This is a genomic window from Modestobacter sp. VKM Ac-2983, assembly GCF_026967885.1.
GTDB lineage: Bacteria > Actinomycetota > Actinomycetes > Mycobacteriales > Geodermatophilaceae > Modestobacter.
The window spans coordinates 168,387-194,353 of record NZ_JAPVBK010000005.1 but is presented as its reverse complement, the minus strand read 5'-3'; the positions used below and the strand labels follow the sequence as shown (position 1 = coordinate 194,353).

Genomic DNA, 25,967 nt, shown 5'->3' with positions numbered 1-25,967 from the left:
CGCACGGTCCCGACGTCGACGCCCAGTCGCCGACCGGGCACCCAGGCCGGCGGGGCATCGTCCGGCGGGGCGGCCGCCGGCGCCGGCGGAGGGGCGGACCGGCTGGTCTCCCCCGCCACCGGCCCGCCACCGGGTCCGTCGGACGCCCCGCTCACGTCGTGGCCGCTCCGATCATCTGCTCGACGGCCGCCAGGGCCGCGGGGATGCCGGCGGGATCGGTCCCGCCACCCTGCGCCACGTCGGCCTTGCCACCACCGCGACCACCCACGGCCGGCGCCGCTGCCCGCAGCAGGTCACTCGCCGACAGGCCCTGCTGCTGGGCCGCCGGGTTGACGGTGGCCACCAGCGCCACCTTGCCGTCCGCGGCCGAGGCCAGCAACACGGCCGCCGGCCGATCACCGAGCCGGCCGCGCACGTCCAGGGCGAGGCTGCGCAGGTCGCCACCGGACAGCCCCGCCGGTGCACCGGTCACGACGGCGACGCCGCCGAGCTCGCGGGCGCCGGCCGCCAGGTCGCCGGCGGCGGCCAGGGTCTGCCGGGCGCGCAGGTCGGCCAGCTCCTTGTCGGCCTCCCGCAGCCGCTCCAGCATGCTGCTCACCCGGTCGGCGACGCCGTCCTGCGGCGTCTTCAGCAGGTCGGCGAGCTGACGGACGAGGTCGCGCTCACGAGCCAGGTACCGGAAGCCCTCCAGGCCCACGGCGGCCTCCACCCGCCGGGAACCGGAGCCGACCGAGCTCTCACCGGTCAGCGCCAGGGTGCCGATCTGGGCGCTGCCGTGCACGTGGGTGCCACCGCAGAGCTCCCGCGACCACTCGCCGCCGATCTCCACGACGCGGACCTGCTCGCCGTAGGTCTCCCCGAACAGCGCGAGCGCCCCGAACTCCCGCGCCTCCGGCAGCGTCATGTAGAGCGCGCGGACCCCGTGGTCGGCCCGGACTGCGGCGTTGGCGACGTCCTCGACGTCGATCCGCTGCTGCGCGGACAGCGCGCCCTGCCAGGCGAAGTCCAGCCGCAGGTGGCCGGGCCGGTTGTAGGACCCGGACTGCAGCGCCTGCGGGCCGAGCACCTGGCGCAGCGCCGCGTGCAGCACGTGCGTGCCGGAGTGCGCCTGGCAGGCCGAGAGCCGCCACTCGCGGTCGACCTGGGCGGTGAGCTCGGTGCCTGCCCGGAGCTCACCCTCCAGCACCCGCACCTGGTGGGCGACCAGGCCCTTGACCGGGCGCTGCACGTCGATGACCTCGGCCCGGCCGCCGTCCCAGGTCAGCTCGCCGGCGTCGGCGACCTGACCACCGGACTCGGCGTAGAACGGCGTGCGGTCCAGCACGACCCGGGTGACCGAGCCCGGACCGACGACCGGCTCCCCGTCGGTGTCGGACTCGTCGACCACGCCGAGGACCCGGGAGTCGGTGTGCAGCGTGTCGTAGGCCCGCCAGTCGGTGGGCCCGTGCTCGGCCAGCAGCCGCCGGTAGGCCAGCACGTCGACCGCGCCGGTGCGCTTGGCGCGCGCGTCGGCCCGTGCCCGGTCCCGCTGCTCCTTCATCAGGGCCCGGAAGCCCTCCTCGTCGACGCTGACGCCCTGCTCGGCCGCCATCTCCAGGGTCACGTCGATCGGGAAGCCGTAGGTGTCGTGCAGCGAGAAGGCCTGCTCACCCGACAGCGCCGGGGTGCCGGCCCTCTTCGCCTGGCCGACGGCGGTGTCGAACAGCGCCGTCCCGGCGGTGAGGGTGCGGCGGAACGCCTCCTCCTCGGCGTAGGCGATCCCGGCGATGCGCGCGAAGTCGGTGGCCAGCTCGGGGTAGCTGGGGCTCATCGCGTCGCGGGAGACCGGCAGCAGCTCCGGCAGCGTCGCCTCCTCGACCCCGAGCAGCTTCATCGAGCGGACCGCCCGGCGCAGCAGCCGGCGCAGGATGTAGCCGCGCCCCTCGTTGCCCGGGGTCACGCCGTCGCCGATGAGCATCAGGCCGCTGCGCACGTGGTCGGCGACCACCCGCAGCCGGACGTCGGCCTCGTGGTCGGCGCCGTAGCGCACGCCGGCGAGCTCCGCGGCCCGGTGCAGCACCGGCGCGACCTGGTCGATCTCGTACATGTTGTCGACGCCCTGCAGCAGGAAGGCCACCCGCTCCAGGCCCATGCCGGTGTCGATGTTCTTCTTCGGCAGCTCGCCGAGGATCGGGAACTCCTTGCCCTCCCCCGGGCCCCGCTCGTACTGCATGAAGACCAGGTTCCAGATCTCCAGGAACCGGTCGCCGGTGGGATCGCCCTCCGGCCCGCCGTCCGGGCCGTACGCGGGGCCGCGGTCGTAGTGGATCTCCGAGCAGGGCCCGGCCGGGCCGGCGGCACCGGTGGACCAGTAGTTGTCGTCCTTGCCGCGGCGCTGGATGCGCTCGGCCGGGACGTAGGCCCGCCAGGCGTCGAACGCCTCGTCGTCGTCGAGGTAGACGGTCGGCCAGATCCGCTCCGGGTCCAGGCCCAGGCCGCCGTCGGCCACCGCACCGGTGACCAGCTCCCAGGCGAAGGCGATCGCCTCGGCCTTGAAGTAGTCGCCGAAGGAGAAGTTGCCGTTCATCTGGAAGAACGTGCCGTGCCGGGTGGTCTTGCCCACCTCCTCGATGTCGAGGGTGCGCACGCACTTCTGCACGCTCGTCGCGCGCGGGTAGGGCGCCGGCTCACGACCGGTCAGGTACGGGATGAACGGCACCATCCCGGCGACGGTGAACAGCAGTGAGGGGTCCGGCGACACCAGCGAGGCGCTGGGGACGACGGTGTGCCCGCGCTTCTCGAAGTGCTCCAGGAAGCGGCGGCGGATCTCGGCGGTCTGCATGCGGGTGGTCTCGGTCCTTCAGCGCGGGGTGGGCGCGCGCGGCGCCCGGAGGGGATGGCTCAGCTGTCCGCGGCGTGGGCGCCGCGGCGGGGCAGCGCCTCCGACAGGGAGACCTGGCTGCTGTCGGGCAGTGGGGCGTCGAGGCCCGTGCCGGCGCGCAGCTCGTCCTCCCGGAGCGCGGCCGCGGCGCGGACGTCGGCACCGAAGTCGCCGATCGCGTCGGCCAGCTCGCGCAGCCCGTCGGCGAGGTTGCCGGCCAGGCTCTGCGGGGTCAGCTTCTCCGCCGTCTGGGTCAGCTTGCGGACGACGAGGGCACCGATGGTGATCCCCATGGCGAGCCAGAACAGCCGGCGCATCAGGCGGCCCGCCGGGCTGCGCGCCGGTCGCGACGGTCCTCACGGGCGGTCCGCTGGGCGTCGGCGACGGCCTGGCCCTCCCGCTTCTTGCGGGCGGCACTGCGGACCCCGTAGCTGAACGCGGCGACCTTGATCAGCGGGCTGCCGAGGGTGGCGGCGAACACGCTGGTGAGGGCGGCGACGTTGCTGGAGACGTTCGCGGCGTTGCCGGTGATGTCGTCGACCCGCTCGAGGTTGGCGTTGACGTGCGTGACCGTCGTCGACGCCTGGCTCAGGATCGGCTGGCTCTGCTCCCGGACCTGGCGGATGGTCAGCGTGGTCTCGTCGAGCGTCCGCCCGAGCTTGAGCAGCGGCACCGCCACCAGGATCACGAGCAGCACCAACGCGCCGGCGGCGATGAGCCCGGCGATCTCTCCTGCGGACACTCGAGGGTCCCCTTCGTCGTCTCGTGCACGTTCCCGGTGAGTGGCCACCGGTCGCGCAACACTAGCCGCCGGGGCCCCGACCCGACCGCCAGCGCCGGGGAGCGTCAGCTGCGACGCCGGACGATCGCCCGCAGCTTGGCCAGCCGCGCGCCGATCTGCGCCTCGACCCCGCGCCCGGTCGGCCGGTAGTAGTCCCGCCCGACCAGCGCATCGGGCGGGTACTGCTGCGGGACGACGCCGTCGGGGTGGGCGTGCGGGTAGACGTAGGTCCCGCCGTGCCCGAGCTTCTTCGCTCCCGCGTAGTGGGCGTCGCGCAGCCCGGGCGGCACCGGCCCGGCCAGCCCGGCGCGCACGTCGGCGACCGACTCCCCCATCGCCGTGGTGATCGCGTTGGACTTCGGCGCCGTGGCCAGGTGGACGACGGCGTGCGCCAGCGGGAAGTGCCCCTCCGGCATGCCGATGAAGGCGACCGCGTCGGCGGCGGCGACCGCGGTGAGCAGCGCAGTCGGGTCGGCCATGCCGATGTCCTCGCTCGCGGAGATCACCAGCCGGCGGGCGATGAAGCGCGGGTCCTCCCCCGCCTCCACCATCCGCGCCAGGTAGTGCAGCGCCGCGTCGACGTCACTGCCCCGGATGCTCTTGATCAGCGCGCTGGCGATGTCGTAGTGCTGGTCGCCGGAGCGGTCGTAGCGCACCGCCGCCTGGGCGACCGCCGTCTCCAGGGTGGCCAGGTCCAGGACGTCGGAGCCGGCCGCCCGGGCCGCCCCGGCGCCGCTCTCCAGCGCGGTCAGCGCCTTGCGGGCGTCGCCGCCGGCGACCCGCAACAGGTGCTCCTCGGCCTCGGAGGTCAGCGTCACCGCGCCGTCCAGGCCGCGCTCGCTGGTCAGCGCCCGGCGCAACACGGTGCGCACGTCCTCGTCGTCCAGTGACTGCAGCGCCAGCACCAGGCTGCGGGACAGCAGCGGGCTCACCACGGAGAAGAACGGGTTCTCCGTGGTGGCGGCGATCAGGCTGACGATCCGGTCCTCGACGGCGGACAGCAGCGAGTCCTGCTGGGTCTTGGAGAAGCGGTGCACCTCGTCGATGAACAGCACGGTGCGCCGGCCGGCGTGCGTCAGCTCGCGCTTGGCGTTCGCGATGACCGCGCGGACCTCCTTGACCCCGGAGTCCAGCGCGGACAGCTGGACGAAGGAGCGCTGGGTGGCCAGCGAGATGACGTGCGCCAGCGTCGTCTTCCCGGTACCGGGCGGGCCGTAGAGCACCAGGGACATCGGCTCGTCGGCCTCGACCAGCCGGCGCAGCGGGGCGCGCGGGCCGAGCAGGTGCTGCTGGCCGACCACCTCGTCCAGCGACTGCGGCCGCATCCGGACAGCCAGGGGAGCACCCGGGTCGACCGCCGGTGGACCCTCCTCGGGATCGGGGTCGAACAGGGAGGTCACGGTTGCGACGCTACCCGCGGGGCACGACGGTCCCATGCAGAAGCGACGCATCGGGAACAGGACCGTCAGCGCAGTGGGGCTGGGGGCGATGCCCCTGTCCACCAAGGACCCGCGCCCCTCGCCGGACGAGGCCGTGGCCGTGGTGCACGCCGCGCTCGACGCCGGCGTCACGCTGATCGACACCGCGGACGCCTACTCGCAGACAGACGCGGACTTCGGCCACAACGAGGAGCTGGTCGCCCGCGCGCTGGCCTCCTACGGCCGGGTGGACGACGTGCTGGTGGCGACCAAGGGCGGGCACACCCGGCAGGGCGCCGAGTGGGGCCTCGACGGCTCACCGGACTACCTGCGCCGGGCCTGCGAGGCCTCGCTGCGCCGGCTGGGCGTCGAGGCGATCGGGCTCTACCAGTTCCACCGGCCCGACCCGGCGACACCGTGGGAGGAGTCGATGGGGGCGCTCCGCGGACTGGTGGACGACGGGCTGGTGCAGCTGGCCGGGATCTCCAACGCCGACGTCGGCCAGGTCGACGCGGCCCGGGAGATCGTGGGCGATGCGCTGGTCAGCGTGCAGAACCAGTTCTCCCCCGGCTGGCGCTCCTCGGCCGACGAGCTGGCGCACTGCGCGGAGCACGGGCTGGCCTTCCTGCCGTGGAGCCCGTTCGGCGGGGTGTCGGCGGCCAAGTCGCTGGGCTCGACGGCCGCGGAGTTCGCCGCCGTCGCCGATGAGCTGGGGGTGTCGGTGTACCGGGTGACGGTGGCCTGGCACCTGGCCCAGGCCGACGTCGTCCTGCCCATCCCCGGTGCCTCGCGCGCGGAGTCGATCACCGATTCGGCTGCGGGATCCGAACTGCACCTGCCCCCCGAGCACCTAGCCCGCCTCAACGCCGCCTGACCTTCAACCTCAGCCTGAGCCTGAGCCTGATACCTCGTTGATCATCGGCAACTGGCTGCTGACCTCGGCGTGTCGACCAGCCAGACGCCGATGATCACGATGAGCACCCACCAGAAGGGCGCCGTCCACAGGATCGCGACGGGTCCACAGATGCTCTGAGGCACTCCCGTTGACCGGGCGCAGCGCCGACGGTGCCGAGCATGACACCGCAGCTCTTCACTACAGCGACTGCACGTTCCGCCGGCCTCAGCCGGTCGGTTCTACGCGGACCGTCCTTCGTCCGACTGGCACACGGGGTGGTGGTGCGCCTCGAGGACGCCATCGACGAACGCGCGAGACTGGGGCTGCTGGCCACCGTGCTGCCGGCGGACGCCGCGTTCAGCCACCAGACGGCCGCTGCTCTGCTCGGCGCGCCGACACCGGCGCCTCCTCGCCCCCATGTCGCGCTGACCCCGCGCCGGGTGCTCCCCCAGCACGCCGGACTGGTCGTGCACGGTCGACATCTGGAGGCCGAGGACGTGGTCGTGGACCGGGGCCTCCGGGTCACCTCCGGAGCACAGACCTTCCTGGACGTGTCTGCCGTCCTCCCACCCCAGGAACTGGTGGCCGTGGGGGACGCCCTGCTGCGAGCCGGCCACCTGGACGAGGAACGCCTCGAGGCGCGGCTCAGGCGCGCCGACCGGGTGCGCGGCGTGGTGCGGGCCCGCGCCTGCGCACCGCTGCTCAGCCCGCTGGCCCAGTCCCGACCGGAGAGCGTGATGCGGTACTGGCTGGTCGTCAGCGACTTGCCCGACCCCGAACCCCAGGTTCCGGTGACCGACCGACGGGGCCGCGAGGTGGCGCACGGCGACCTGGGGTACCGCGAGTGGAAGCTGCTGCTCGAGTACGAGGGACGGCAGCACGCCGACCCGGAGCAGTTCGCCCGGGATGTCGACCGGTACTCGCTGATGGCCGCGGACGGGTGGCTGGTGCTCCGGTTCGCGCGGACGCACCTGCTCCGGCCGCACGTGGTCGTCGACCGGACCCGCCGCGCCCTGCTCAGCCGTGGCTGGCGCCCACAGCAGTGTTGATCATCGGCGAGTGGCTGCCCGACACGCCGGTGCGAGCAACCACTCGCCGATGATCAACGAAGGGTCACTTCTTCGAGGGGTCGGTCGGGCCGGGGGCGCCGGGCTCGCCGGGGGCCGGCTCGGCGTCGGGGTCGACGTCGATGCCGGCCTCGGTGCGCTGGGCTGCGGTGATCGGCGTGGGGGCGCCGGTCAGCGGGTCGAAGCCGGCCCCGGTCTTCGGGAAGGCGATGACCTCGCGGATCGAGTCGACGCCGGCCAGCAGCGCCACGGTGCGGTCCCAGCCGATGGCTGCACCGGCGTGCGGCGGGGGCCCGTAGTCGAAGGCCTCCAGGAACCAGCCGAACTGTGCCCGGGCCTCCTCCTGGGTCATGCCCAGGGTCTGGAACACCCGCTCCTGCAGCGCGGCGTCGGCGATCCGGACCGAACCGCTCATCAGCTCGTTGCCGTTGCAGACCAGGTCGTAGGCGTCGGAGAGCGCCGCGCCCTTCTCCTCGGCGAACCGCTCGCGCCACTCCGGGGTGGGCGAGGTGAACGGGTGGTGCATGAAGGTCCAGTCGCCGTCCTCGGTCTCCTCGAACATCGGGAAGTCGACGACGAACAGGAACGACCACGAACCCGGCTCGATGAGCTCCAGCCGCTTGGCGATCTCGTTGCGCGCGGCCCCGAGCAGCTCCTGCGCGCCACGGCGGGGGCCGGCAGCGAAGAAGACGCAGTCCCCCGGCTTCGCACCGACGGCCTCGACCAGGCCGGCCCGCTCGGACTCGGAGATGTTCTTCGACACCGGGCCACCGAGCGTGCCGTCCTCGGCGATCGTCACGTACGCCAGGCCCTTGTGGCCGCGCGAGCGGGCCCAGTCCTGCCATGCGTCGAACGCCCGCCGTGGCTGCGAACCGCCACCGGGCATCACGATCGCGCCCACGTAGGGCGCCTGGAAGACCCGGAACGGGGTCTCGGCGAAGTAGCTGGTCAGCTCGGTCAGCTCGATGCCGAAGCGCAGGTCGGGCTTGTCGGAGCCGAACCGGTCCATCGCCTCCCGGTAGGTCATCCGCGGGATCTCCGGCACGGTGTAGGAGGCCAGCTCCTGCCACAGCGCCCGGATGACGTCCTCGGCGATCGCGAGCACGTCGTCGCGGTCGACGAAGCTCATCTCGAAGTCCAGCTGGGTGAACTCCGGCTGCCGGTCGGCGCGGAAGTCCTCGTCCCGGAAGCACCGGGCGATCTGGTAGTACCGCTCCAGGCCGCCGATCATCAGCAGCTGCTTGAACAGCTGCGGGGACTGCGGCAGGGCGTACCAGTGCCCCGGCTGCAGCCGCACCGGGACGACGAAGTCCCGGGCGCCCTCGGGGGTGGATCGGGTCAGCGACGGCGTCTCCACCTCGACGAACCCGTGGCCGGCCATCACCCCCCGGGCGATCCGGTTGACCTCGCTGCGCAGCCGCAGCACCGACGCCGGCCCCTGGCGGCGCAGGTCCAGGTAGCGGTGGGCGTACCGGACGTCGTCGCCGGCGGCCTGCGCCGTCTCGATCGGGAACGGCAGCGGCGCGGACGCCGAGAGGACCTGCAGCGTGCTGGCGACGACCTCGATCTCACCCGTCGGCAGGTCGGGGTTCTCGTTGCCGGCCGGACGCCGCTGGACGTCGCCGGTCACGAGCACGCAGTACTCGTTCCGCAGCGCGTGCGCCTCCTCCTCGCGGACGACGACCTGGGCGTAGCCCGAGGCGTCGCGCAGGTCGAGGAAGACGACCCCGCCGTGGTCGCGCCGGCGGGCGACCCAGCCGGCGAGGGTGACCGTGGAACCGGCGTCGGTCGCGCGGAGCGTGCCGGCGTCGTGGGTGCGGAGCAAGGGAGTGCCTTTCTCAGGAGGTGCGCTGTCTGTAGGACGTGCGGGTGTCAGGAGGTGCGGGTCACCAGCGGTCGTGCACGTGGCCGCGGATGCGCTCGTCGTACAACCGCTCGAGGTCGGCGAGCTGGCCGGCGCTGAGCGACGGCAGGGAGGCGGCGGCGACGTTGCCCAGTGCCTGCTGCACGTTGCGCGCGCCCGGGATGACGGTGGTGACGCCCGGCTGGTCGATGACCCAGCGCAGCGCGAAGGCCGCGGTGGTGACGTCGGGGCCGGCGATCTCGGCGACCTCACGGGCGGCGGCGACACCGACCTCGAAGGGCACCCCGGCGAAGGTCTCGCCGACGTCGAAGGCCTCACCGTTGCGGTTGAAGTTCCGGTGGTCGTCGGCGGCGAAGGTGGTGTCGGTGGAGTACTTCCCCGACAGCAGACCGCTGGCCAGCGGGACCCGGGCCAGGATGCCGACCTCGGCGCGCTGGGCGGCGGGCAGCAGCTGCTCCAGCGGCTTGCGCCGGAAGACGTTGAGGATCACCTGGATCGACTGCACGCCCGGGTGCTGCAGGGCGGTCAGGCCCTCGGCGACGGTCTCGACCGAGACGCCGTAGGCCGCGATCGCCTGCTCCTCGACCAGTGCGTCGAGGGTCTCGTAGACCCGCTCGTCGGAGTAGACGGCCGGCGGCGGGCAGTGCAGCTGCACCAGGTCCAGGGTGTCGACGCCGAGGTTGCGGCGGCTCCGGTCGATCCAGGCGCGCAGGTTCTCCGGGGTGTAGGTCTCCGCGGCGAACGGGTCGGCGCGGCGGCCGGCCTTGGTGGCCACGAAGGGGCGCTCGCCCCGGGCGGCCAGCGCCTTGCGGATGCGCTCCTCGGAGCGGCCGTCGCCGTAGACGTCGGCGGTGTCCAGCAGCGTGACGCCGGCGTCCAGCGCGGCGTCGAGGACGGCGGCGGCATCGTCCTCCGAGACGTTCCCCCAGTCACCGCCCAGCTGCCAGGTGCCCAGGCCGACGACGGAGACGTCGGCGCCGGTGCGGCCCAGGGGCCGGGTCTCGAGCGGGGTGCTGGCGGTGGGTGTCGCGGTCATGCGCCCACCGTCGCACGCACCCGGTCGAACAGCTCGGCCAGGGGGACGGCGACCTGCTCGTGCGACCGCAGGTCGCGCAGCTGGGCCACCCCCTCGGCCAGGTCGCGGTCACCGAGCACCACCGCGTGCGAGGCGCCGGACCGGTCGGCGGCCTTCATCGCGCCCTTAAGCCCGCGGTCGCCGTAGACGGTGTCGGCGGAGACCCCGGCCTCCCGCAGCTGCCCGACGAGCTTCACCGCGAGCCGCTTGGCCTCCGCGCCCAGCGGGACGACGAAGGCCTGCACGCCGGACGACGTCGCGACGTCCAGCCCCTCGGCCTGCACCGCCAGCAGCGTGCGGTCGACGCCGACGGCGTAGCCGATGCCGGAGAGGTCGGGCCCGCCGAGAGCCGCGGACAGCCCGTCGTAGCGGCCCCCGCCCCCGATCGCCGACTGGGAGCCGAGCCCGGAGTGCACGAACTCGAACGTCGTCTTCGTGTAGTAGTCCAGCCCGCGGACCAGCCGGGGCGCCTCGGTCCAGCTGACGCCGAGGTCGGTGAGGTGCTCCCGGACGGCGTCGTAGTGGGCCTTGGTGGAGTCGGAGAGGTGGTCGACCATCAGCGGGGCGTCGTCCAGCTGGGCCTGCACCTCGGGGCGCTTGTCGTCGAGGACCCGCAGCGGGTTGATCTCCGCCCGGCGCCGGGTGTCGGAGTCCAGGTCCAGCTTCGCGAGGAACTCGACCAGCAGCTCGCGGTACTGCGGGCGGCAGGTGGCGTCCCCCAGCGAGGTCAGCAGCAGCTCGAAGTCGCGCAGGCCCAGATCCCGGAAGCCCTGCACCCCCAAGGCCACGATCTCCGCGTCCAGCGCCGGGTCGTCGACGCCGAGGGCCTCGCAGTCGACCTGGGTGAAGTGCCGGTATCGGCCGGCCTGCGGGCGCTCGTAGCGGAACGCCGACCCGACCGCCCACAGCTTCACCGGCAGGGCACCGGCGTAGAGCCGGTGCTCGATGAACGACCGCATCAGCCCGGCGGTGAGCTCGGGGCGCAGCGTCAGCGACCGGCCACCGCGGTCGGTGAAGGTGTACATCTCCTTGGAGACGACGTCGGTGGACTCCCCCACCCCCCGGGAGAAGACGGCGGTGTCCTCGAACGTCGGGGTCTCGATGTAGCCGTAGCCCGCCCGCCGCAGCGGCGCGGTCAGGGTGTCCCGGACGGCGAGGAACTGCGCCGAGTCGGGGGGCAGCGTGTCGAACGTGCCCTTCGGAGCCCGCATGGGCTCGCTCATCAGAGACCTCGTCCCTTGGGTGAGCTCGCCGCTTCGGCGAGGTACGGGTTGCTGGCGCGTTCGCGCCCGATCGTGGTGGCCGGCCCGTGCCCGGGGAGGACGACGGTCTCGTCGTCCAGCGGCAGGACGACGTCACGCAACGAGCCGAGCATGTCGTCCCAGGAGCCGCCGGGGAGGTCGACCCGGCCGACGGAACCGGCGAAGAGCACGTCACCGGCGAGCAGGCCGGGGGCCTCTCCCAGGTCCAGCGAGAAGACCACCGAGCCCCGGGTGTGGCCCGGCGCGTGCCGCACGGTCAGGTCCACGCCGGCCAGTGAGATCGTCTCCCCGTCGGCCAGCGGCAGGACGTCGGCGGGGTCCGGGAGCTGCACGCCGGTGATCAGCGGGGCGAGCTGGGGACCGTGCCAGCGCGCCGGGTCCGACAGCATGCCGGCGTCCTCGGGGTGCAGGTAGGCGGGGATGTCGTAGCCGGAGCAGACCGGCAGCACGGAGAAGGTGTGGTCGAGGTGGCCGTGGGTCAGCACGACCGCGACCGGCTTGAGCCCGTCGTCGGCCAGCATCCGGGCCAGCGGCTCGACCGCGTCCATCCCCGGGTCGACGACGACGCACTCCTGCCCGGGCCCCGGGGCGACGGCGTAGCAGTTGGTGCCGAACGCGCCGGCGGGGAAGGAGCGGATGAGCACCCGTGCAGGCTACGCGGGCGAGATCCGCCCAGCTGGCGCTGCCAGGGTCCGGACAGGCAGCCCACCTACACTCCGCACTCGACACACACCGCGGTGTGGGCACGCGACCCGGGTCGCGACCACCGGCGGCAGAGCGCAGAGCCCGAGGAGCCCGAGAAGAGTGCCGACCAACAAGCAGCGTCGTCAGGCCGCGCAGCGACGGCTGCAGCGGCAGCTCGAGCGCCGCGAGGAGCTCGCCCAGAAGCGCCGGCGGAACACGCTGATCGGGGTGGCCGTCCTGGCCGTCCTCGCCATCGCCGGGGCGGTCTTCGTCGTCATCGGCCTGGGCGACGACGAGCCCGCGGACGCCACGGCCACGCCCGAGGCGACCACTGCCGCCCCGGTCGTCGACGGCAGCGACGGGACCTGCGACTTCGTCCCGGACACCTCGGGCAGCGAGACCCTCACCGACGTCGGCATCCCGCCGGCCGAGGTGCCGACGACCGGCACCACCGACCTGACGCTGGCCACCTCCGCCGGTGACATCGGGCTGACCCTGGACCAGGCGAACGCCCCCTGTGCCTCGGCGAGCATGGTCTACCTGGCGGAGCAGGGCTTCTTCGAGGGCACGCCCTGCCACCGGCTGACCAGCGGCGGTCTGAGCGTGCTGCAGTGCGGTGACCCGAGCGGCACCGGCACCGGCGGCCCCACCTACGACTTCCCGACCCAGGTGACCGGGTCGGAGACCTACCCCCGCGGCACGCTGGCGATGGCCAACGCCGGGCAGGGCACCGACGCCAGCCAGTTCTTCCTGGTCTACGCCGACAGCCAGCTGCAGCCGGACTACACCGTCGTCGGCACCATCGACGACGCAGGGCTCGCGACGCTGGACGCCATCGCGGCCGCCGGCATCGAGGGTGGCGCCACCGACGGCGCGCCGGCCACGCCGGTGACGATCGAGTCGACGACCGTCGCCGCACCCTGACCGTGCGCGGGGCGGCGCCGCCCCGCGCACACTGGGGTGTGATGGACGCCGACCCGTACGCCGGCTTCCCGCCGGGCTTCTTCGACCGCAGCGACGACGGGCCGGACGCCGGGTTCTACGACCGGCCCCGGCTCGTCACGCACATCGACGAGGGTGCGATCGCCGCCGTCGGCGAGCTGTACGCCGAGCTGGGCATCGACGGCGCCGCGCCCCGACCGACGCGGGTGCTGGACCTGATGTCCTCGTGGGTGTCGCACTTCCGCACGCCCCCCGCCGAACTGGTGGTGCTCGGCATGAACGACGAGGAGCTGGCCGCCAACCCGGCGGCCACCCAGCGGCTGGTGCACGACCTGAACGCCGATCCGCACGTCCCGTTGCCCGACGGGGACGCCGACGCGGCCGTCTGCTGCGTGTCGATCGACTACCTCACCCGGCCCGTCGAGGTGCTCGCCGACGTGGGCCGCGTGCTGCGCCCCGGCGGCCGGCTGGCGGTCACCTTCTCCGACCGCTGCTTCCCCACCAAGGCCGTCCGCGGCTGGCTGGCCACCGACGACCGGCAGCACGGGGCCGTCGTCGCGGAGCTGGTGCGGCGCAGCGGGCGGTTCACCGAGCCGACGGTCACGCTGCGCACCCCGCCGGGCACCGGCGACCCGCTGTACGCCGTCGTCGCCACCCGGCTCCCCTGAGGGGCCCGCCACAGCCACCCCTCCGGGGCCGGGCGCTGCCCACGCGCGGTCAGCGCAGCGGCGTCAGCCGCACCAGGCCACGGTCGCCCGGGGTGCGGTCGACGACCACGAAGACCTCGAACCAGTCGGCGCCGCGCTCTGCCGCCTCGTCCGCGGCCCAGGCGAGGACAGCGGCCCCGTGCACGTCCGGGCCGGAGAGCTCCTGCTCGTCAGCGCCCCGGCCGATGGTGCCGGTCACGGGGTCGGCCGACTCGGTCCAGAAGTGCACCCGGTACCGCGGCTCGTCGATCTCCCAGCGCACGTCCCGCGGATCGACCGATCCGACGTCCATCAGGCGGTGACGCGCTCCACGTCGAAGACGCCGTCGACGTTGCGCACGGTCTGCAGCACCGCGCCCAGGTGCGCCGGGTCCGCGAGCTCGAAGGTGAACCGGCTGATCGCCACCCGGTCGCGGCTGGTCTGCACCGAGGCGGACAGGATGTTGACCCGTTCGTCGGCCAGTGCGCGGGTGACGTCGGAGAGCAGCCGGTGCCGGTCCAGCGCCTCCACCTGGATCGCGACCAGGAACACCGCACCGGGCTGGGACGCCCAGTCGACCTCGACCAGCCGCTCCGGCTTGGCCTGCAGGTCTGCTGCGTTGGTGCAGTCGGTGCGGTGGACGCTCACGCCGCCACCGCGGGTCACGAAGCCGAGGATCTCGTCGCCGGGCACCGGGGTGCAGCACTTGGCGAGCTTGGCCCACACGTCGTGCATGCCGTGCACGACCACGCCCGGGTCACCGCTGGCGGTGCGGGCGACGGTGCGCTTCGTCGGGATCGCCGTCTCGGCGATGTCCTCGGCCGCGCCCTCCGACCCGCCCAGGGCGGTGATCAGCTTCTCGACCAGCGAGTGCGCCGAGACCTGGTTCTCCCCCACCGCCGCGTACAGCGCGCTGACGTCGGGGTAGTGCAGGTCGGCGGCGAGGGTGGCCAGCGACTCCCCGCCCAGCAGGCGCTGCAACGGCAGGCCGGCCTTGCGCATCGCCTTGGTCAGCGCGTCCTTGCCCGCCTCGACGGCGTCCTCGCGACGCTCCTTGGTGAACCACTGACGGATCTTGGTGCGAGCCCGCGAGCTGCCGACGAAGGTCAGCCAGTCCTTCGAGGGGGCGGCGCTGGGCGACCGGGAGGTGAAGACCTCCACGACGTCGCCGTTGGACAGCCGGCTGTCCAGGGACACCAGGTTGCCGTTGACCCGCGCGCCGATGCACCGGTGCCCGACCTCGGTGTGCACCGCGTAGGCGAAGTCGACCGGGGTCGACTCCCCCGGCAGGCTGATCACGTCGCCCTTGGGCGTGAAGACGAAGACCTCCTGCGGACCGAGGTCGTAGCGCAGCGTCTCCAGGAACTCGCCGGGCTCCTGCGCCTCGCGCTGCCAGTCCAGCAGCTGGCGCAGCCACAGCATGTCGTCGCCCGGGGCGCCGGGGGCCGGGGTGAGGTCGGCCTTGCCGCCGGCCGCCCGCGCCTTCTCCTTGTACTTCCAGTGCGCTGCGATCCCGTACTCGGCGGTGCGGTGCATGTCGTGGGTGCGGATCTGCAGCTCCACCGGCTTCCCCTGCGGGCCGATCACCGTGGTGTGCAGCGACTGGTACATGTTGAACTTCGGCATCGCCACGAAGTCCTTGAACCGGCCGGGCACCGGCTGCCAGTGCGCGTGCATGATGCCGAGTGCGGCGTAGACGTCGCGGACGGACTCGACCAGGATCCGGATGCCGACCAGGTCCCAGATGTCGGTGAAGTCCCGGCCACGGACGATCATCTTCTGGTAGATCGAGTAGTAGTGCTTGGGCCGGCCGGTGACGGCGGCCTCGATCTTGGCCGCCTTGAGCTGCTCGGTCACCGCCGAGGTGACCTCGGCCAGGTAGGTGTCCCGGGACGGCGCCCGCTCGGCCACCAGCCGCACGATCTCGTCGTACCGCTTGGGGTAGAGGGTGGCGAAGGCCAGGTCCTCGAGCTCCCACTTGATCGTGTTCATGCCCAGCCGGTGGGCCAGCGGGGCGAGGATCTCCAGCGTCTCGCGCGCCTTCTTCTCCTGCTTCTCCGGCGGGAGGAAGCGCAGCGTGCGCATGTTGTGCAGCCGGTCGGCGAGCTTGATGACCAGCACCCGCGGGTCGCGGGACATCGCGACGATCATCTTGCGGATCGTCTCGGCCTGCGCGCCGTCGCCGAACTTGACCTTGTCGATCTTCGTGACGCCGTCGACGAGGTGCGCCACCTCGGGGCCGAAGTCGGCGGTGATGGACTCCAGCGTGGTGCCGGTGTCCTCGACCGTGTCGTGCAGCAGGGCGGCGACCAGCGTCGTGGTGTCCATGCCCAGGCCGGCGAGCACGGTGGCGACGGCGAGCGGATGGGTGATGTAGGGGTCGCCGCTCTTGCGCTTCTGCTCGGCGTGCGCCTCCTCGGCGACGTCGTAGGCGCGCTGCAGCAGGGCGAGGTCGGCCTTCGGGTGGCTCTGCCGGTGCAGTACCGACAGCGGCTCCAGCACCGGGCGGATGCCGGTGGAACGCTGCCCGGCCACGATCCGCCGGGCGAGCCGGTCGCGGACCCGTCGCCGGGGTGCGGTCTCGGCCTCCCCGCCCGGCTCGGGGGCCACGTCGTCGGGGCGACGGACGGCGGGTCGCTCGGGCAGGGGCACCCGGGGCGGCGCCTCCTCGACGGCGGGCGCGCCGGACGTCTGCGGTACGACGACGTCAGAGGCCACGGGTGCTCCTGCACTGTTGAGGAGGTGGACCCTGTCCATGCTAGCCGCGCCGCACCGGGTCGCGCCCCCGGCGCTCACCCGGGATGGGGTGAGGTCGGGCTCAGACCCGCCAGAGCGCGTGCACCGGGTGCGGGGCCAGGCGCTCCCGCCCGCCGAGGGCCATGAGCTCCACGACGACGGCGACCGCGGTCACCACCCCGCCGAGCTGTTCGACCAGCGCGATGGCCGCTTCCAGCGTGCCGCCGGTGGCCAGGACGTCGTCGACCAGCAGCACCCGCTGGCCGGGGGTGATCGCATCGGCGTGCAGCTCGAGGGTCGCCGTCCCGTACTCCAGGACGTACTCGGCCGTGACGACCTCGCGGGGCAGCTTGCCCGCCTTGCGCACCGGGAGGACGCCGGTCCCGGCGTCCAGGGCGACGGCGGCCGCGAGCAGGAAGCCGCGGGCCTCCACGCCGGCGACGACGTCGAAGCCCGGCCCGCCGTCGGCCCGGCCCAGCGCAGCCGCCCGCGGGTCGACGTCGGCGGGCTCGGTGAGCGCGTCGACGACCCGCCGGAACGCGCCGGCATCGGCGAAGACCGGCGTCAGGTCGCGGAACAACACCCCGGGCTCGGGGAAGTCGGGCACGTCCACCGAGAAGCTGGCGATCAGCTCCTCGATCGGCAGCTCACCGTCCTGCAGGGTGCTCACCGTCGCTTCCGGCCTGCCGGACGCTGCCCCGGCCGGCTCGGCCGCTGACCGGGCCGTGGGGTGGTGGTCCCACCCCGGGCGCCGGGGCCCACCGAGGCCGGTGACTCGATCTGCACATCGGCCATCGGCTGGCTCGGCAGGTTCTCCTCGCGCTCGGCGACCGCGACCGCGGTGCGGCGGGTCGACCCGCTCCCCCGCCGGGCCGTCGCGACCGGGGCGTCGACCCGCGCGCCGCCCTGGCGGGCCTCGGCCGACCGGCGGGCCAGCACCCGCCGGCGCAGCGCCTGCTGCTCGGGCCGGCGCTCCTCCAGCTCGGCGAGCACCGGGGTGGCCAGGAAGATGGAGCTGTAGGTGCCGGCGGCCAGACCGACGAAGAGGACCAGTGCGAGGTCCTTCAGCGTGCCGGCCCCGAGCAGCCCGGCGCCGACGAACAGCAGCCCGGCGACCGGCAGCAGCGCGATGACCGAGGTGTTGATCGAGCGCATCAGGGTCTGGTTCACCGCCAGGTTCGCGGCCTCGCCGTAGGTGGACCGGGCGCTCTTGTCGAGGTCCTTGGTGTTCTCGTCGACCTTGTCGAACACCACGACGGTGTCGTACAGCGAGAAGCCCAGGATCGTCAGCAGCCCGATGACCGTCGAGGGCGAGACCTCGAAGCCGACCAGCGCGTAGATCCCCGCGGTGACGACGATGTCGTGCAGCAGGGCGGCGATCGCGGCGATCGCCATCGTCGGCCGGAACCGGATGGCCAGGAAGGCCACCACCGCGACCAGGAAGACGGCCAACGCGATCAGCGCCTGGTTGGTGACGTTGCCGCCCCAGTCCGCGCTCACCGACTGCGGGCTGACCTGGGAGGGGTCGACGCCGGCAGCGTCGGCGACCGCGGCGACCACGGCCGTCTCGGCCTCGTTGTCCAGCGCACTGGTGCGCAGCAGGACGGAGTCGCCACCGACCACCTGGGCGCTGGAGACCTGGGCACCAGCCTCCTCGGCGGCCTCGCGGATCTCGCCGAGCTCGGCGCTGGTGGCCGGCACCCGCACGCTGTTCCCGCCGGCGAACTCGATGCCGAAGTTGAACCCGCGGAACACCATCGCCGCCACGCACAGCAGCATCACGACGGCGGTGACCCGGAACCAGAAGCGCCGACGGCCGACCACGTCCAGGCCGACCTCGCCGTTGTACAGCCGGTGCGCCAGGGACGCCCGGGGGCGTGCCCGGGCGGCACCCGGGGCCGTCCCCTCGGCGGGGAGCCCGGCGTCGGCGAGCGCCTGGTCGCCGCTGCTGTCACCGGCCGCCTCGTCGCGGACGTCGGAGTCGTCGACCTCCTCGTCGTCCGGCTCCTCCTCGCGCCCGGCCTCGTCCACCGGGTCGGGGGCGGGTCCGGCGGTGGGGGCATCCGGACGGATCACCGGGTCCTGCTCCTCCGGGGCCAGCTCTCCCCAGCCGTGGCCCTCGGGGACGGCGCCGTCGGCGCCGGTGCGGTCGCGGGGGGTCATCGGTTGCTCCCGTTCGTGCTGCTGCTGCCGGTGGCGGCGCCGACCAGCTCGCGGTCGCTCCGTGACGGTTGGACCGGCCGCCGGCTGTGGTCCACCCGGCCCAGCCCGGAGAAGCGGTTGGTCCCGAACCCCTTGAACCGGCTGAGCACCACCATCAACGGGTGGGTGAAGAGGAAGACGACGATCAGGTCGAGCACCGTGGACAGGCCCAGGGTGAACGCGAAGCCCTTCACGTCACCGATGGCCAGCCAGTACAGGATGGCCGCGGCGAGGAAGCTCACCGCATCGGCGGAGAGGATCGTCCGGCGGGCCCGCACCCAGGCTCGCGGCGTGGCGCTGCGCAGGCTCCGCCCCTCGCGCACCTCGTCCTTGAGCCGCTCGAAGTAGACGACGAACGAGTCGGCGGTGATGCCGATGGACACGATGAACCCGGCGATCCCGGCGAGGCTCAGCGCGAAGCCGATCTCCCGGCTGAGCAGGACCAGGCAGGCGTAGACGACCACGGCCGAGAGGATCAGGCTGGCGATCATCACCAGGCCGAGCAGCCGGTAGTACAGCAGCGCGTAGACGAACACGAGGGCGACGCCGATCCCGCCGGCGATGAGCCCGGCGCGCAGCTGCTCCTCGCCCACCTCGGTGGTGATGGTCTGGGCCGTCGCCTGGCTGAACGTCAGGGGCAGGGCGCCGTACTTGAGCTGGTTGGCCAGCTCGGTGGCGGCGGCCTGGTCGAAGCTGCCGGTGATCTGGGTGGTGCCACCCACGATGGCCGAGTTGATCGTCGGCGCCGAGACGACCCGCCCGTCGAGGGTGATCGCCACGTTGTTGCCGACGTTGGCCGTCGTGTACTCCGCCCAGGCGGCCGAGCCCGAGGACGTGAAGTCGAGGTTGACGACCCACTCGCCGGTGCCGACCTCGGTGCCGGCCGTGGCGTCGGCGACGTCGGTGCCCTCGATGACCGCCGGCCCGAGCAGGAACTTCGCGGTGCCGTCGTCGGAACACGCGGCGATGTAGGACCCGGGCTGGTCGACCTCGGTGGTGGTCGTGTCGCAGGTCAGCGTCGCGTACTCGGCGAGCGCCTCCTCCTGGGTGACGACCGGTGCATCCGGGTCGGCAGCAGCAGGTTCGGTGGCCGCCGGGTCCGTGGCCGCGGGGTCGGTCGCTGCCGGGTCCGTGACCGCGGGGTCGGTCGCCGCGGGGTCGGTCGCTGCCGGGTCCGTGGCCGCCGGGTCCGTGACCGCGGGGTCGGTCGCTGCCGGGTCCGTGGCGGCCGGCTCCGGACCGACGAGGACCGGACGGAACCGCAGCTGCGCGGTGGCCCCCAGTTCGCGGGCCTGGTCGCCGTCCTCGCCCGGCACCGAGATGACGATGTTGCTGTCGCCCTCGGTGACGACCTCGGCCTCGGCGACGCCCAGGCCGTTCACCCGCTGCTCGATGATCTCGCGGGCGAGATCGAGGTCCTCGGGGTCGGGTGCCTGACCGTCGGGCGTGCGGGCCTCGAGGGTCACCGTCGTCCCGCCCTGCAGGTCCAGACCGAGCTGCGGCGTGCGCTGGTCGCCGGTGAGGAAGACCAGGGAGTACAGCCCGGCGACGATCAGGAGGAACGCTGCGAAGTACCGGCGGGCGGGGAGCTGACGGGCGGCCATGCGTCGACCCGGCTCAGCGGGTGCGGTCGGTGGAGTCGCCGTCGCCGTCGATGGTGCCGGTGGCCCCCTCGGGCGGGACGGCGCCGGACGCCGACTGGCGGATCTCCATGACCGCCGGGCGGGCCACGGTGATGACGACGCCTGGGGCGACCTCCAGGCCGACGGTGCCCTCGCCCAGCGAGGCGACCGTGCCGTGGATCCCGCTGGTCAGCATGACCGGGGTGCCCACGGTCAGCGAGGACTGCAGCGCTTCGGCCTTCGCCTGCAGCTTCTTGCGCTGCCGGGCGGGCAGCACGATCAGCAGGCCGAAGGCCAGGACGAGCAGGATCAACGGGAAGAACTGTTCCACGACGGGTGAGCCTCTCTACCGCAGCGAGTCGCGCGGTGGGTGCGGCCCGGGATCGGGCCGCTCGGGTACATCGGCGCCGGCGCACGCCCGCCTGCGCAGGGTGGCTCCGGGGCGGGGCGCCCCGGCTGCAGCCGGGTTGCGCGCCAGCGCAGAGGAGTCTATGCGTCGAAGAGGGTCTGTGACGACGGCGCGTCCGACGGCGGGTCGGCTGAGAGGCTGCTGAGCGGCAGTCCACCCCGAGGCACGGCCTGCCCGAGATGACGGAAGGCCGCCTCGGTCGCCACTCGCCCGCGCGAGGTGCGGGCCAGCAGCCCGGCCCGCACGAGGAACGGCTCGCAGACCTCCTCGACCGTGTGTGGCTCCTCCCCCACGGCCACCGCGAGGGTCGCCACCCCCACCGGGCCACCGCCGAAGCGGACGACCAGGGCTTCGAGGACCGACCGGTCCAGCCGGTCCAGCCCGAGGTCGTCCACGTCGTACAGGGCCAGCGCTGCCTGGGCGACGTCCCGGGTGATCCGGCCGTCGGCCCGCACCTCGGCGTAGTCGCGGACCCGGCGCAGCAGGCGGTTGGCGATCCGCGGGGTGCCGCGGGAGCGCCCGGCGATCTCCGCGGACCCGTCGTCGGTGAGCTGGACCCCGAGCAGGTCGGCGCTGCGCGCCAGCACCCGCTCCAGGTCGGCGACCTCGTAGAACTCCATCTGCCCGACGAAGCCGAACCGGTCGCGCAACGGCCCGGTCAGCAGCCCGGCACGGGTGGTGGCACCGACCAGGGTGAACGGGTGGATCTCCAGCGGGATGGCCGTGGCGCCCGGTCCCTTGCCGACGACGACGTCGACCCGGAAGTCCTCCATGGCCATGTAGAGCAGTTCCTCAGCCGGCCGGGCTATGCGGTGGATCTCGTCGATGAACAGCACGTCGCCGGGGCCGAGGTTGGACAGCATCGCGGCGAGGTCGCCGGAGCGTTCGATCGCCGGCCCGCTGGTGATCTTCACCGCGGTGCCGAGCTCGGTTCCGATGATCAGCGCGAGGCTGGTCTTGCCCAGCCCGGGCGGGCCGGAGAGCAGCACGTGGTCCGGCGGCCGGCCGCGGCGCTTGGCCCCCTCCAGCACGAGGTCCAGCTGGCGGGCGACCTTGGGCTGGCCGATGAAGTCGGCCAGCGAGTTCGGGCGCAGCGCCGACTCGACGACCCGTTCCTCGTCGCCGGCCCGGGGGTCCACCGCGTCGTCGGGGAACCGGCCCGGCCCGGCGTCGGCGGCGGAGAGCCCGCGGTCGAACGGGGTGCTCACGACCGCCCCAGGATCTGCAGGGCCTGCCGCAGGAGGACCGCGACCTGGACGCCGCCGGCCAGCTGCTGCTCCTCGGCCACGGGCTCGAGGGCGGAGACCGCGGTGTCCGCCTCCCGGCTCGACCAGCCCAGCCCGACCAGGGCCGCGGTGAGCTGGTCCCGCCAGGGGGCCACCGGGGTGACCGCGCCGAGGCCGGCCGCCGGTGGGCCGTCCAGCGAGGTGTCCGACGCCGTCGTGCCCAGCCGGTCGCGGAGCTCCAGCACCAGCCGCTCGGCGCCCTTCTTGCCGATCCCGGGCACCTGCATCAGCGCTTTGAGGTCGCCCATCGACACCGCCCGGCGCACCTCGCGGGGCGGGTGGATCGCCAGCACCGCCTGCGCGAGCCGGGGGCCCACGCCGTTGGCGGTCTGCAGCAGCTCGAACAGCTGGCGCTCGTCGTCGTCGGCGAAGCCGTAGAGGGTGAGGGAGTCCTCGCGGACGACCAGGCTGGTCGACAGCCGGGCCTGCTCCCCCACCGCCAGCCGGGCGATCGTGCCGGGGGTGCACTGCACGGACAGCCCCACGCCACCGACCTCGAGGACCGCACCGTCGGGCGACACCGCGGCCACCCGGCCGTTCACCGAGGCGATCATCGCGGCGCCACCCCCGTCCAGCGGGGCAGCGTCGCCGGCCGGACGGGGGCGCCGATGCCGCCGGCCAGGGCCGCGACCCGCAGCCGCTGCTGCGCCGGCCCCCGCCACACGTGGCAGACGGCCAGCGCCAGGGCGTCGGCGGCGTCGGCGGGCTTGGGCGCGGTGGCGAGCCCGAGGACCCGGGTGACCATCATCGTGACCTGGTCCTTGTCTGCGCGGCCGTTGCCGGAGATCGCGGCCTTGACCTCGCTGGGCGTGTGCCAGGCGACCGGCACGTCGGCCTGGGCGGCGGCCAGGGCGGCGACGCCGGCGGCCTGCGCGGTGCCGGTCGCCGTCCCCTTGTTGTTCTGGGTGAACACCCGCTCGATGGCGACCGCGGTGGGGCGGTGTTCGCGCAGCAGTGCGGTCACGGCGGTGTGCACCTCCAGCAGACGCAGTTCCAGGTCGAGGTCGGGCGAGGTGCGGACGACGCCGACCCCCAGGGCCGTCGGTCGAGCACCGGGGCGCCCCTCGACCACGCCCCACCCACACCGGGTGAGCCCCGGGTCGATGCCGAGCACCCGCATGAGGACCTCCACCAGCCGACGCGAACACGTGTTCGAACCACGCTAACCGCCGAGCCCGGACAGGCCCACCTCCGACACGCGACCTGCTACGCGTCGATCGACTCCATGACCTCGTCGGAGACGTCGTAGTTCGCGTACACGTTCTGCACGTCGTCGAGGTCCTCGAGGGCGTCGATGAGCCGGAACACCTTGCCCGCGCCGTCGGCGTCCAGCTCGACCTGCACGCTGGGCAGGAAGCCCATGTCGGCGGAGTCGTAGTCGATGCCGGCGTCCTGCAGGGCGGTGCGCACGGCGACCAGGTCGGTGGGCTCGCAGACCACCTCGAAGGTGTCGCCCAGGTCGCGGACCTCCTCCGCGCCGGCATCCAGCACGGCCACCAGCACGTCGTCCTCGGTGGTGCCGGTCGCGGGGACCACGACGACGCCCTTGCGGGAGAACAGGTAGGACACCGAGCCGGGGTCGGCCATGTTCCCCCCGTTGCGGGTCATCGCGGTGCGCACCTCCATCGCCGACCGGTTCTTGTTGTCGGTGAGGCACTCGATCAGCACGGCGACGCCGCCGGCGGCATAGCCCTCGTAGGTGATGCCCTGGTAGTCGACCCCACCGGCCTCGAGGCCACCGCCGCGCTTGACCGCGCGGTCGATGTTGTCGTTGGGCACCGAGCTCTTCTTCGCCTTCTGGACGGCGTCGTAGAGCGTCGGGTTGCCGGACAGGTCAGCACCGCCGGTGCGCGCGGCGACCTCGATGTTCTTGATCAGCTTGGCGAAGAGCTTGCCTCGCTTGGCATCGATGCCGGCCTTCTTGTGCTTGGTCGTCGCCCACTTGGAATGCCCGCTCACGACGTTCTCCCCTCACTGCCCGCGTCCGCTCCGGCGCCGGCACTGCTCGCATGGTCTCGTGCCCTCATCGCCGCTGCCTCCGGCACCAGGTCCACGACCTCCGGCACCAGCTCCACGACCTCCCGCACCAGCTCCACGAAGAGAGCGTGCACCCGGGTGTCCCCGGTGAGCTCGGGGTGGAAGCTGGTGGCCACCAGCCGGCCCTGACGGACGGCGACGATCTTACCGTCGGCCGGTCCGCCCTCCACCCGGCCGAGCACCTCGACGTCCGGGCCGACCTCCTCGACCCACGGCGCCCGGATGAACACCGCGTGCAGCGGCGGCCCGGGGACCCCGGCCAGCTGCACCTCGGTCTCGAAGGAGTCGACCTGCCGGCCGAACGCGTTGCGGCGCACCGTCACGTCCAGGCCACCGATCGTCTCCTGGTCGGCCGGGGCGTCGAGCACCGTGTCGGCCAGCAGGATCATCCCGGCGCACGACCCGTAGGCGGGGAGCCCGGCGCGGATGGCGTCCCGCAGCGGCTGCAGCATGCCGAACCGGTCGGCGAGCTTGGCCATCGTGGTGGACTCCCCGCCGGGCAGCACGAGGCCGTCGACCTCGGCGAGCTCACCGGGCCGGCGCACCGGCCGCGCCTGCGCGCCGGCCGCCCGCAACGCGGCGAGGTGCTCGCGGACGTCGCCCTGCAGCGCGAGCACCCCGATCGTCGGCGGGGTCACCAGCCGCGCTTGGCGTACTGCTCGCTCTCCGGCAGCGTGCTGACGTTGATGCCGACCATGGCCTCACCGAGCCCGCGGGAGACCTTGGCGATCACGCCGGGGTCGTCGAAGAAGGTGGTGGCCTGCACGATCGCGGCGGCGCGCTGCGCCGGGTCGCCGGACTTGAAGATGCCCGAGCCGACGAAGACGCCCTGGGCGCCCAGCTGCATCATCATCGCGGCGTCCGCCGGGGTGGCGATGCCGCCGGCGGTGAACAGGACGACGGGGAGCGCGCCGGTGCGGGCGACCTCGACCACGAGGTCGTACGGGGCCCGCAGCTCCTTGGCGGCGACGAACAGCTCGGTCTCGTCCAGGGTGCCCAGCCGCTTGATGCCGGCCCGGATCGCCCGCATGTGCCGGGTGGCCTCGACCACGTTGCCGGTGCCGGCCTCGCCCTTGGAGCGGATCATCGCCGCACCCTCGGAGATCCGGCGCAGCGCCTCCCCGAGGTCGGTGGCGCCGCAGACGAAGGGCACGGTGAACGTGCTCTTGACGATGTGGTGCGCCTCGTCGGCCGGGGTGAGCACCTCGGACTCGTCGACGTAGTCGACGCCGAGCGCCTGCAGCACCTGGGCCTCGACGAAGTGACCGATCCGGGCCTTGGCCATCACCGGGATCGAGACCGCGCCGATGATGCCCTCGATCATGTCGGGGTCGCTCATCCGGGCGATGCCGCCCTCGACGCGGATGTCGGCGGGCACCCGCTCCAGGGCCATCACCGCGACGGCGCCGGCGTCCTCGGCGATCTTGGCCTGCTCGGGGGTGACGACGTCCATGATGACGCCGCCCTTCAGCTGCTCGGCCATCCCGCGCTTGACGCGCTCGGTGCCGGTGCCGGTGGGCTCGCTCTGGTTCAGGGTCACGCTGCTGCCTCGCAGGTCGTCGGGCCGGGGACCGGCGGGAGGGGACGGCCCAGCGTACGGCGGATCAGCCGACCGGCCGCGCGGTGCCGGAGCCCGGGCCGGTCAGCACCGCGTCGAGGCCGTCGTCGATGTCGAAGTACCGGGGCAGCGGGCGGTCGGCGTGCAGCCGCAGCACCCGGGCCAGCCGGCCCCGGCGCAGCGTCCGGGTGTCCCGGACGGCGTCGTTGTAGAACCGCCGGGCCAGGCCCACCCGCATGCCGGCGTCCTCGAGCTCCGGGGGGAGCACCTCGGTGGGGACCCGGCGGAGCAGCCGGCCGAGCGCGTTCTCGGCGGCCTCCCGGTCCCCGGCCGACGGCGCCCGGGCTCCGGCTGCGGCCGAGGCCAGGGCGCCGGCGCGCTCGGGACCGAGGTCACCGGCGTGCTCCCGGGCCAGCGCGGCCGCCAGCTCGGCCCGGCGCCGCAGCGCGGCGTCGAGGACCTCCCGCGCGCGGCGCACCCGCCCGGCCAGCCGGCGCAGCCGGGTGAGCGTCCAGGCCGTCCAGAGGAGCACCAGGGCCACCAGGAGCCCGGCGGCGAGCAGCAGCCAGGTCGCAGTGGTCAT

Annotated in this window: 25 protein-coding genes; 4 read left to right on the top strand and 21 right to left on the bottom strand. The window is 73.6% G+C overall.

All coding sequences use genetic code 11. The features are described from left to right. Positions 1-151: 151 nt before the first annotated feature. From alaS to O2W18_RS19665, 4 genes are all read right to left on the bottom strand, one after another. Positions 152-2,821: an alanine--tRNA ligase gene (alaS, locus tag O2W18_RS19680; protein WP_269189117.1), complete on the bottom strand. Its 2,670-nt coding sequence runs from the start codon at positions 2,819-2,821 to the stop codon at positions 152-154. 59 nt (positions 2,822-2,880) lie between these two features. After that, positions 2,881-3,177 carry a hypothetical protein gene (locus O2W18_RS19675; protein ID WP_269189116.1) on the bottom strand — a complete coding sequence of 99 codons (297 nt, stop codon included), beginning with the start codon at positions 3,175-3,177 and terminating at the stop codon, positions 2,881-2,883. After that, a complete protein-coding gene (locus O2W18_RS19670; RefSeq protein WP_269189115.1) occupies positions 3,177-3,602 on the bottom strand; it encodes a DUF948 domain-containing protein in 426 nt (141 codons plus the stop codon). The genes O2W18_RS19675 and O2W18_RS19670 overlap by 1 nt, the downstream gene beginning before the upstream one ends. A gap of 104 nt (positions 3,603-3,706) precedes the next feature. Next, positions 3,707-5,041, bottom strand: coding sequence for a replication-associated recombination protein A (locus O2W18_RS19665; protein ID WP_269189114.1), 1,335 nt, complete (start codon positions 5,039-5,041; stop codon positions 3,707-3,709). Between the two features lie 34 nt (positions 5,042-5,075). Here O2W18_RS19665 and O2W18_RS19660 point away from each other — a divergent pair, with 34 nt between their 5' ends. Further along, positions 5,076-5,933 (top strand): aldo/keto reductase, encoded by an 858-nt coding sequence (locus tag O2W18_RS19660; RefSeq protein WP_269189113.1) that lies wholly within the window; start codon positions 5,076-5,078, stop codon positions 5,931-5,933. Positions 5,934-6,133: 200 nt separating this feature from the next. Beyond that, positions 6,134-7,003, top strand: coding sequence for a DUF559 domain-containing protein (locus tag O2W18_RS19655; RefSeq protein ID WP_269189112.1), 870 nt, complete (start codon positions 6,134-6,136; stop codon positions 7,001-7,003). A 64-nt stretch (positions 7,004-7,067) separates the two neighbouring features. On the opposite strand, the gene aspS is transcribed toward O2W18_RS19655, so the two are convergent. The 4 genes from aspS to O2W18_RS19635 all read right to left on the bottom strand — a co-directional run bounded on the left by aspS (position 7,068) and on the right by O2W18_RS19635 (position 11,866). Continuing rightward, positions 7,068-8,846 carry an aspartate--tRNA ligase gene (aspS, locus tag O2W18_RS19650; protein WP_269189111.1) on the bottom strand — a complete coding sequence of 593 codons (1,779 nt, stop codon included), beginning with the start codon at positions 8,844-8,846 and terminating at the stop codon, positions 7,068-7,070. Positions 8,847-8,907: 61 nt separating this feature from the next. Then, positions 8,908-9,921, bottom strand: coding sequence for an aldo/keto reductase (locus O2W18_RS19645; RefSeq protein WP_269189110.1), 1,014 nt, complete (start codon positions 9,919-9,921; stop codon positions 8,908-8,910). Continuing rightward, positions 9,918-11,183 carry a histidine--tRNA ligase gene (hisS, locus tag O2W18_RS19640; protein WP_269189109.1) on the bottom strand — a complete coding sequence of 422 codons (1,266 nt, stop codon included), beginning with the start codon at positions 11,181-11,183 and terminating at the stop codon, positions 9,918-9,920. Before hisS ends, O2W18_RS19645 begins: the two co-directional genes overlap by 4 nt. After that, a complete protein-coding gene (locus O2W18_RS19635; RefSeq protein ID WP_269189108.1) occupies positions 11,183-11,866 on the bottom strand; it encodes an MBL fold metallo-hydrolase in 684 nt (227 codons plus the stop codon). The genes hisS and O2W18_RS19635 overlap by 1 nt, the downstream gene beginning before the upstream one ends. Positions 11,867-12,026: 160 nt before the next feature. Here O2W18_RS19635 and O2W18_RS19630 point away from each other — a divergent pair, with 160 nt between their 5' ends. Both O2W18_RS19630 and O2W18_RS19625 read left to right on the top strand, forming a co-directional pair. Then, a complete protein-coding gene (locus O2W18_RS19630; RefSeq protein WP_269189107.1) occupies positions 12,027-12,830 on the top strand; it encodes a peptidylprolyl isomerase in 804 nt (267 codons plus the stop codon). A gap of 41 nt (positions 12,831-12,871) precedes the next feature. After that, positions 12,872-13,516: a class I SAM-dependent methyltransferase gene (locus O2W18_RS19625; RefSeq protein WP_269189106.1), complete on the top strand. Its 645-nt coding sequence runs from the start codon at positions 12,872-12,874 to the stop codon at positions 13,514-13,516. 49 nt (positions 13,517-13,565) lie between these two features. Here O2W18_RS19625 and O2W18_RS19620 read toward each other — a convergent pair whose 3' ends face one another. The 13 genes from O2W18_RS19620 to O2W18_RS19560 form a co-directional block, all read right to left on the bottom strand. Then, positions 13,566-13,847, bottom strand: a complete 282-nt coding sequence (locus O2W18_RS19620; protein WP_269189105.1) for a hypothetical protein — start codon at positions 13,845-13,847, stop codon at positions 13,566-13,568. After that, complete coding sequence (locus O2W18_RS19615; RefSeq protein WP_269189104.1) at positions 13,847-16,252, bottom strand: RelA/SpoT family protein; 2,406 nt, start codon at positions 16,250-16,252, stop codon at positions 13,847-13,849. Before O2W18_RS19615 ends, O2W18_RS19620 begins: the two co-directional genes overlap by 1 nt. A gap of 100 nt (positions 16,253-16,352) precedes the next feature. Next, positions 16,353-16,940, bottom strand: coding sequence for an adenine phosphoribosyltransferase (locus tag O2W18_RS19610; protein ID WP_331254089.1), 588 nt, complete (start codon positions 16,938-16,940; stop codon positions 16,353-16,355). After that, complete coding sequence (secF, locus tag O2W18_RS19605) at positions 16,937-18,433, bottom strand: protein translocase subunit SecF (protein ID WP_269189103.1); 1,497 nt, start codon at positions 18,431-18,433, stop codon at positions 16,937-16,939. Before secF ends, O2W18_RS19610 begins: the two co-directional genes overlap by 4 nt. Further along, the gene (gene secD / locus O2W18_RS19600) at positions 18,430-20,076 is read right to left on the bottom strand and encodes a protein translocase subunit SecD (protein ID WP_269189102.1); all 1,647 of its coding nucleotides are present in this window, start codon (positions 20,074-20,076) and stop codon (positions 18,430-18,432) included. Before secD ends, secF begins: the two co-directional genes overlap by 4 nt. Positions 20,077-20,089: 13 nt before the next feature. After that, positions 20,090-20,425, bottom strand: coding sequence for a preprotein translocase subunit YajC (gene yajC / locus O2W18_RS19595; RefSeq protein WP_269171763.1), 336 nt, complete (start codon positions 20,423-20,425; stop codon positions 20,090-20,092). A 158-nt stretch (positions 20,426-20,583) separates the two neighbouring features. Continuing rightward, positions 20,584-21,711 (bottom strand): Holliday junction branch migration DNA helicase RuvB, encoded by a 1,128-nt coding sequence (ruvB, locus tag O2W18_RS19590; RefSeq protein WP_269171762.1) that lies wholly within the window; start codon positions 21,709-21,711, stop codon positions 20,584-20,586. Next, positions 21,708-22,343: a Holliday junction branch migration protein RuvA gene (ruvA, locus tag O2W18_RS19585; RefSeq protein ID WP_269182842.1), complete on the bottom strand. Its 636-nt coding sequence runs from the start codon at positions 22,341-22,343 to the stop codon at positions 21,708-21,710. The genes ruvB and ruvA overlap by 4 nt, the downstream gene beginning before the upstream one ends. Further along, positions 22,340-22,921, bottom strand: coding sequence for a crossover junction endodeoxyribonuclease RuvC (ruvC, locus tag O2W18_RS19580; RefSeq protein ID WP_269171760.1), 582 nt, complete (start codon positions 22,919-22,921; stop codon positions 22,340-22,342). The genes ruvA and ruvC overlap by 4 nt, the downstream gene beginning before the upstream one ends. Positions 22,922-22,995: 74 nt before the next feature. Next, on the bottom strand, positions 22,996-23,748 hold the full coding sequence (locus O2W18_RS19575; protein WP_269189101.1) for a YebC/PmpR family DNA-binding transcriptional regulator: 753 nt from the start codon (positions 23,746-23,748) through the stop codon (positions 22,996-22,998). After that, on the bottom strand, positions 23,745-24,464 hold the full coding sequence (gene pdxT / locus O2W18_RS19570; RefSeq protein ID WP_269189100.1) for a pyridoxal 5'-phosphate synthase glutaminase subunit PdxT: 720 nt from the start codon (positions 24,462-24,464) through the stop codon (positions 23,745-23,747). Before pdxT ends, O2W18_RS19575 begins: the two co-directional genes overlap by 4 nt. Continuing rightward, positions 24,461-25,366 (bottom strand): pyridoxal 5'-phosphate synthase lyase subunit PdxS, encoded by a 906-nt coding sequence (gene pdxS / locus O2W18_RS19565; protein WP_442929153.1) that lies wholly within the window; start codon positions 25,364-25,366, stop codon positions 24,461-24,463. Before pdxS ends, pdxT begins: the two co-directional genes overlap by 4 nt. A 64-nt stretch (positions 25,367-25,430) precedes the next feature. Beyond that, positions 25,431-25,967 carry a hypothetical protein gene (locus O2W18_RS19560; protein WP_269189099.1) on the bottom strand — a complete coding sequence of 179 codons (537 nt, stop codon included), beginning with the start codon at positions 25,965-25,967 and terminating at the stop codon, positions 25,431-25,433.

What these genes read in the sequence shown, in the direction of transcription:
- alaS (WP_269189117.1), bottom strand. Translation starts at nt 2,821, where the DNA reads ATGCAGACCGCCGAGATCCGCCGCCGCTTCCTGGAGCACTTCGAGAAG.
- O2W18_RS19675 (WP_269189116.1), bottom strand. Translation starts at nt 3,177, where the DNA reads ATGCGCCGGCTGTTCTGGCTCGCCATGGGGATCACCATCGGTGCCCTC.
- O2W18_RS19660 (WP_269189113.1), top strand. Translation starts at nt 5,076, where the DNA reads ATGCAGAAGCGACGCATCGGGAACAGGACCGTCAGCGCAGTGGGGCTG.
- O2W18_RS19655 (WP_269189112.1), top strand. Translation starts at nt 6,134, where the DNA reads ATGACACCGCAGCTCTTCACTACAGCGACTGCACGTTCCGCCGGCCTC.
- O2W18_RS19645 (WP_269189110.1), bottom strand. Translation starts at nt 9,921, where the DNA reads ATGACCGCGACACCCACCGCCAGCACCCCGCTCGAGACCCGGCCCCTG.
- hisS (WP_269189109.1), bottom strand. Translation starts at nt 11,183, where the DNA reads ATGAGCGAGCCCATGCGGGCTCCGAAGGGCACGTTCGACACGCTGCCC.
- O2W18_RS19625 (WP_269189106.1), top strand. Translation starts at nt 12,872, where the DNA reads ATGGACGCCGACCCGTACGCCGGCTTCCCGCCGGGCTTCTTCGACCGC.
- O2W18_RS19620 (WP_269189105.1), bottom strand. Translation starts at nt 13,847, where the DNA reads ATGGACGTCGGATCGGTCGATCCGCGGGACGTGCGCTGGGAGATCGAC.
- secF (WP_269189103.1), bottom strand. Translation starts at nt 18,433, where the DNA reads ATGACCCCCCGCGACCGCACCGGCGCCGACGGCGCCGTCCCCGAGGGC.
- secD (WP_269189102.1), bottom strand. Translation starts at nt 20,076, where the DNA reads ATGGCCGCCCGTCAGCTCCCCGCCCGCCGGTACTTCGCAGCGTTCCTC.
- ruvA (WP_269182842.1), bottom strand. Translation starts at nt 22,343, where the DNA reads ATGATCGCCTCGGTGAACGGCCGGGTGGCCGCGGTGTCGCCCGACGGT.
- O2W18_RS19560 (WP_269189099.1), bottom strand. Translation starts at nt 25,967, where the DNA reads ATGACCACTGCGACCTGGCTGCTGCTCGCCGCCGGGCTCCTGGTGGCC.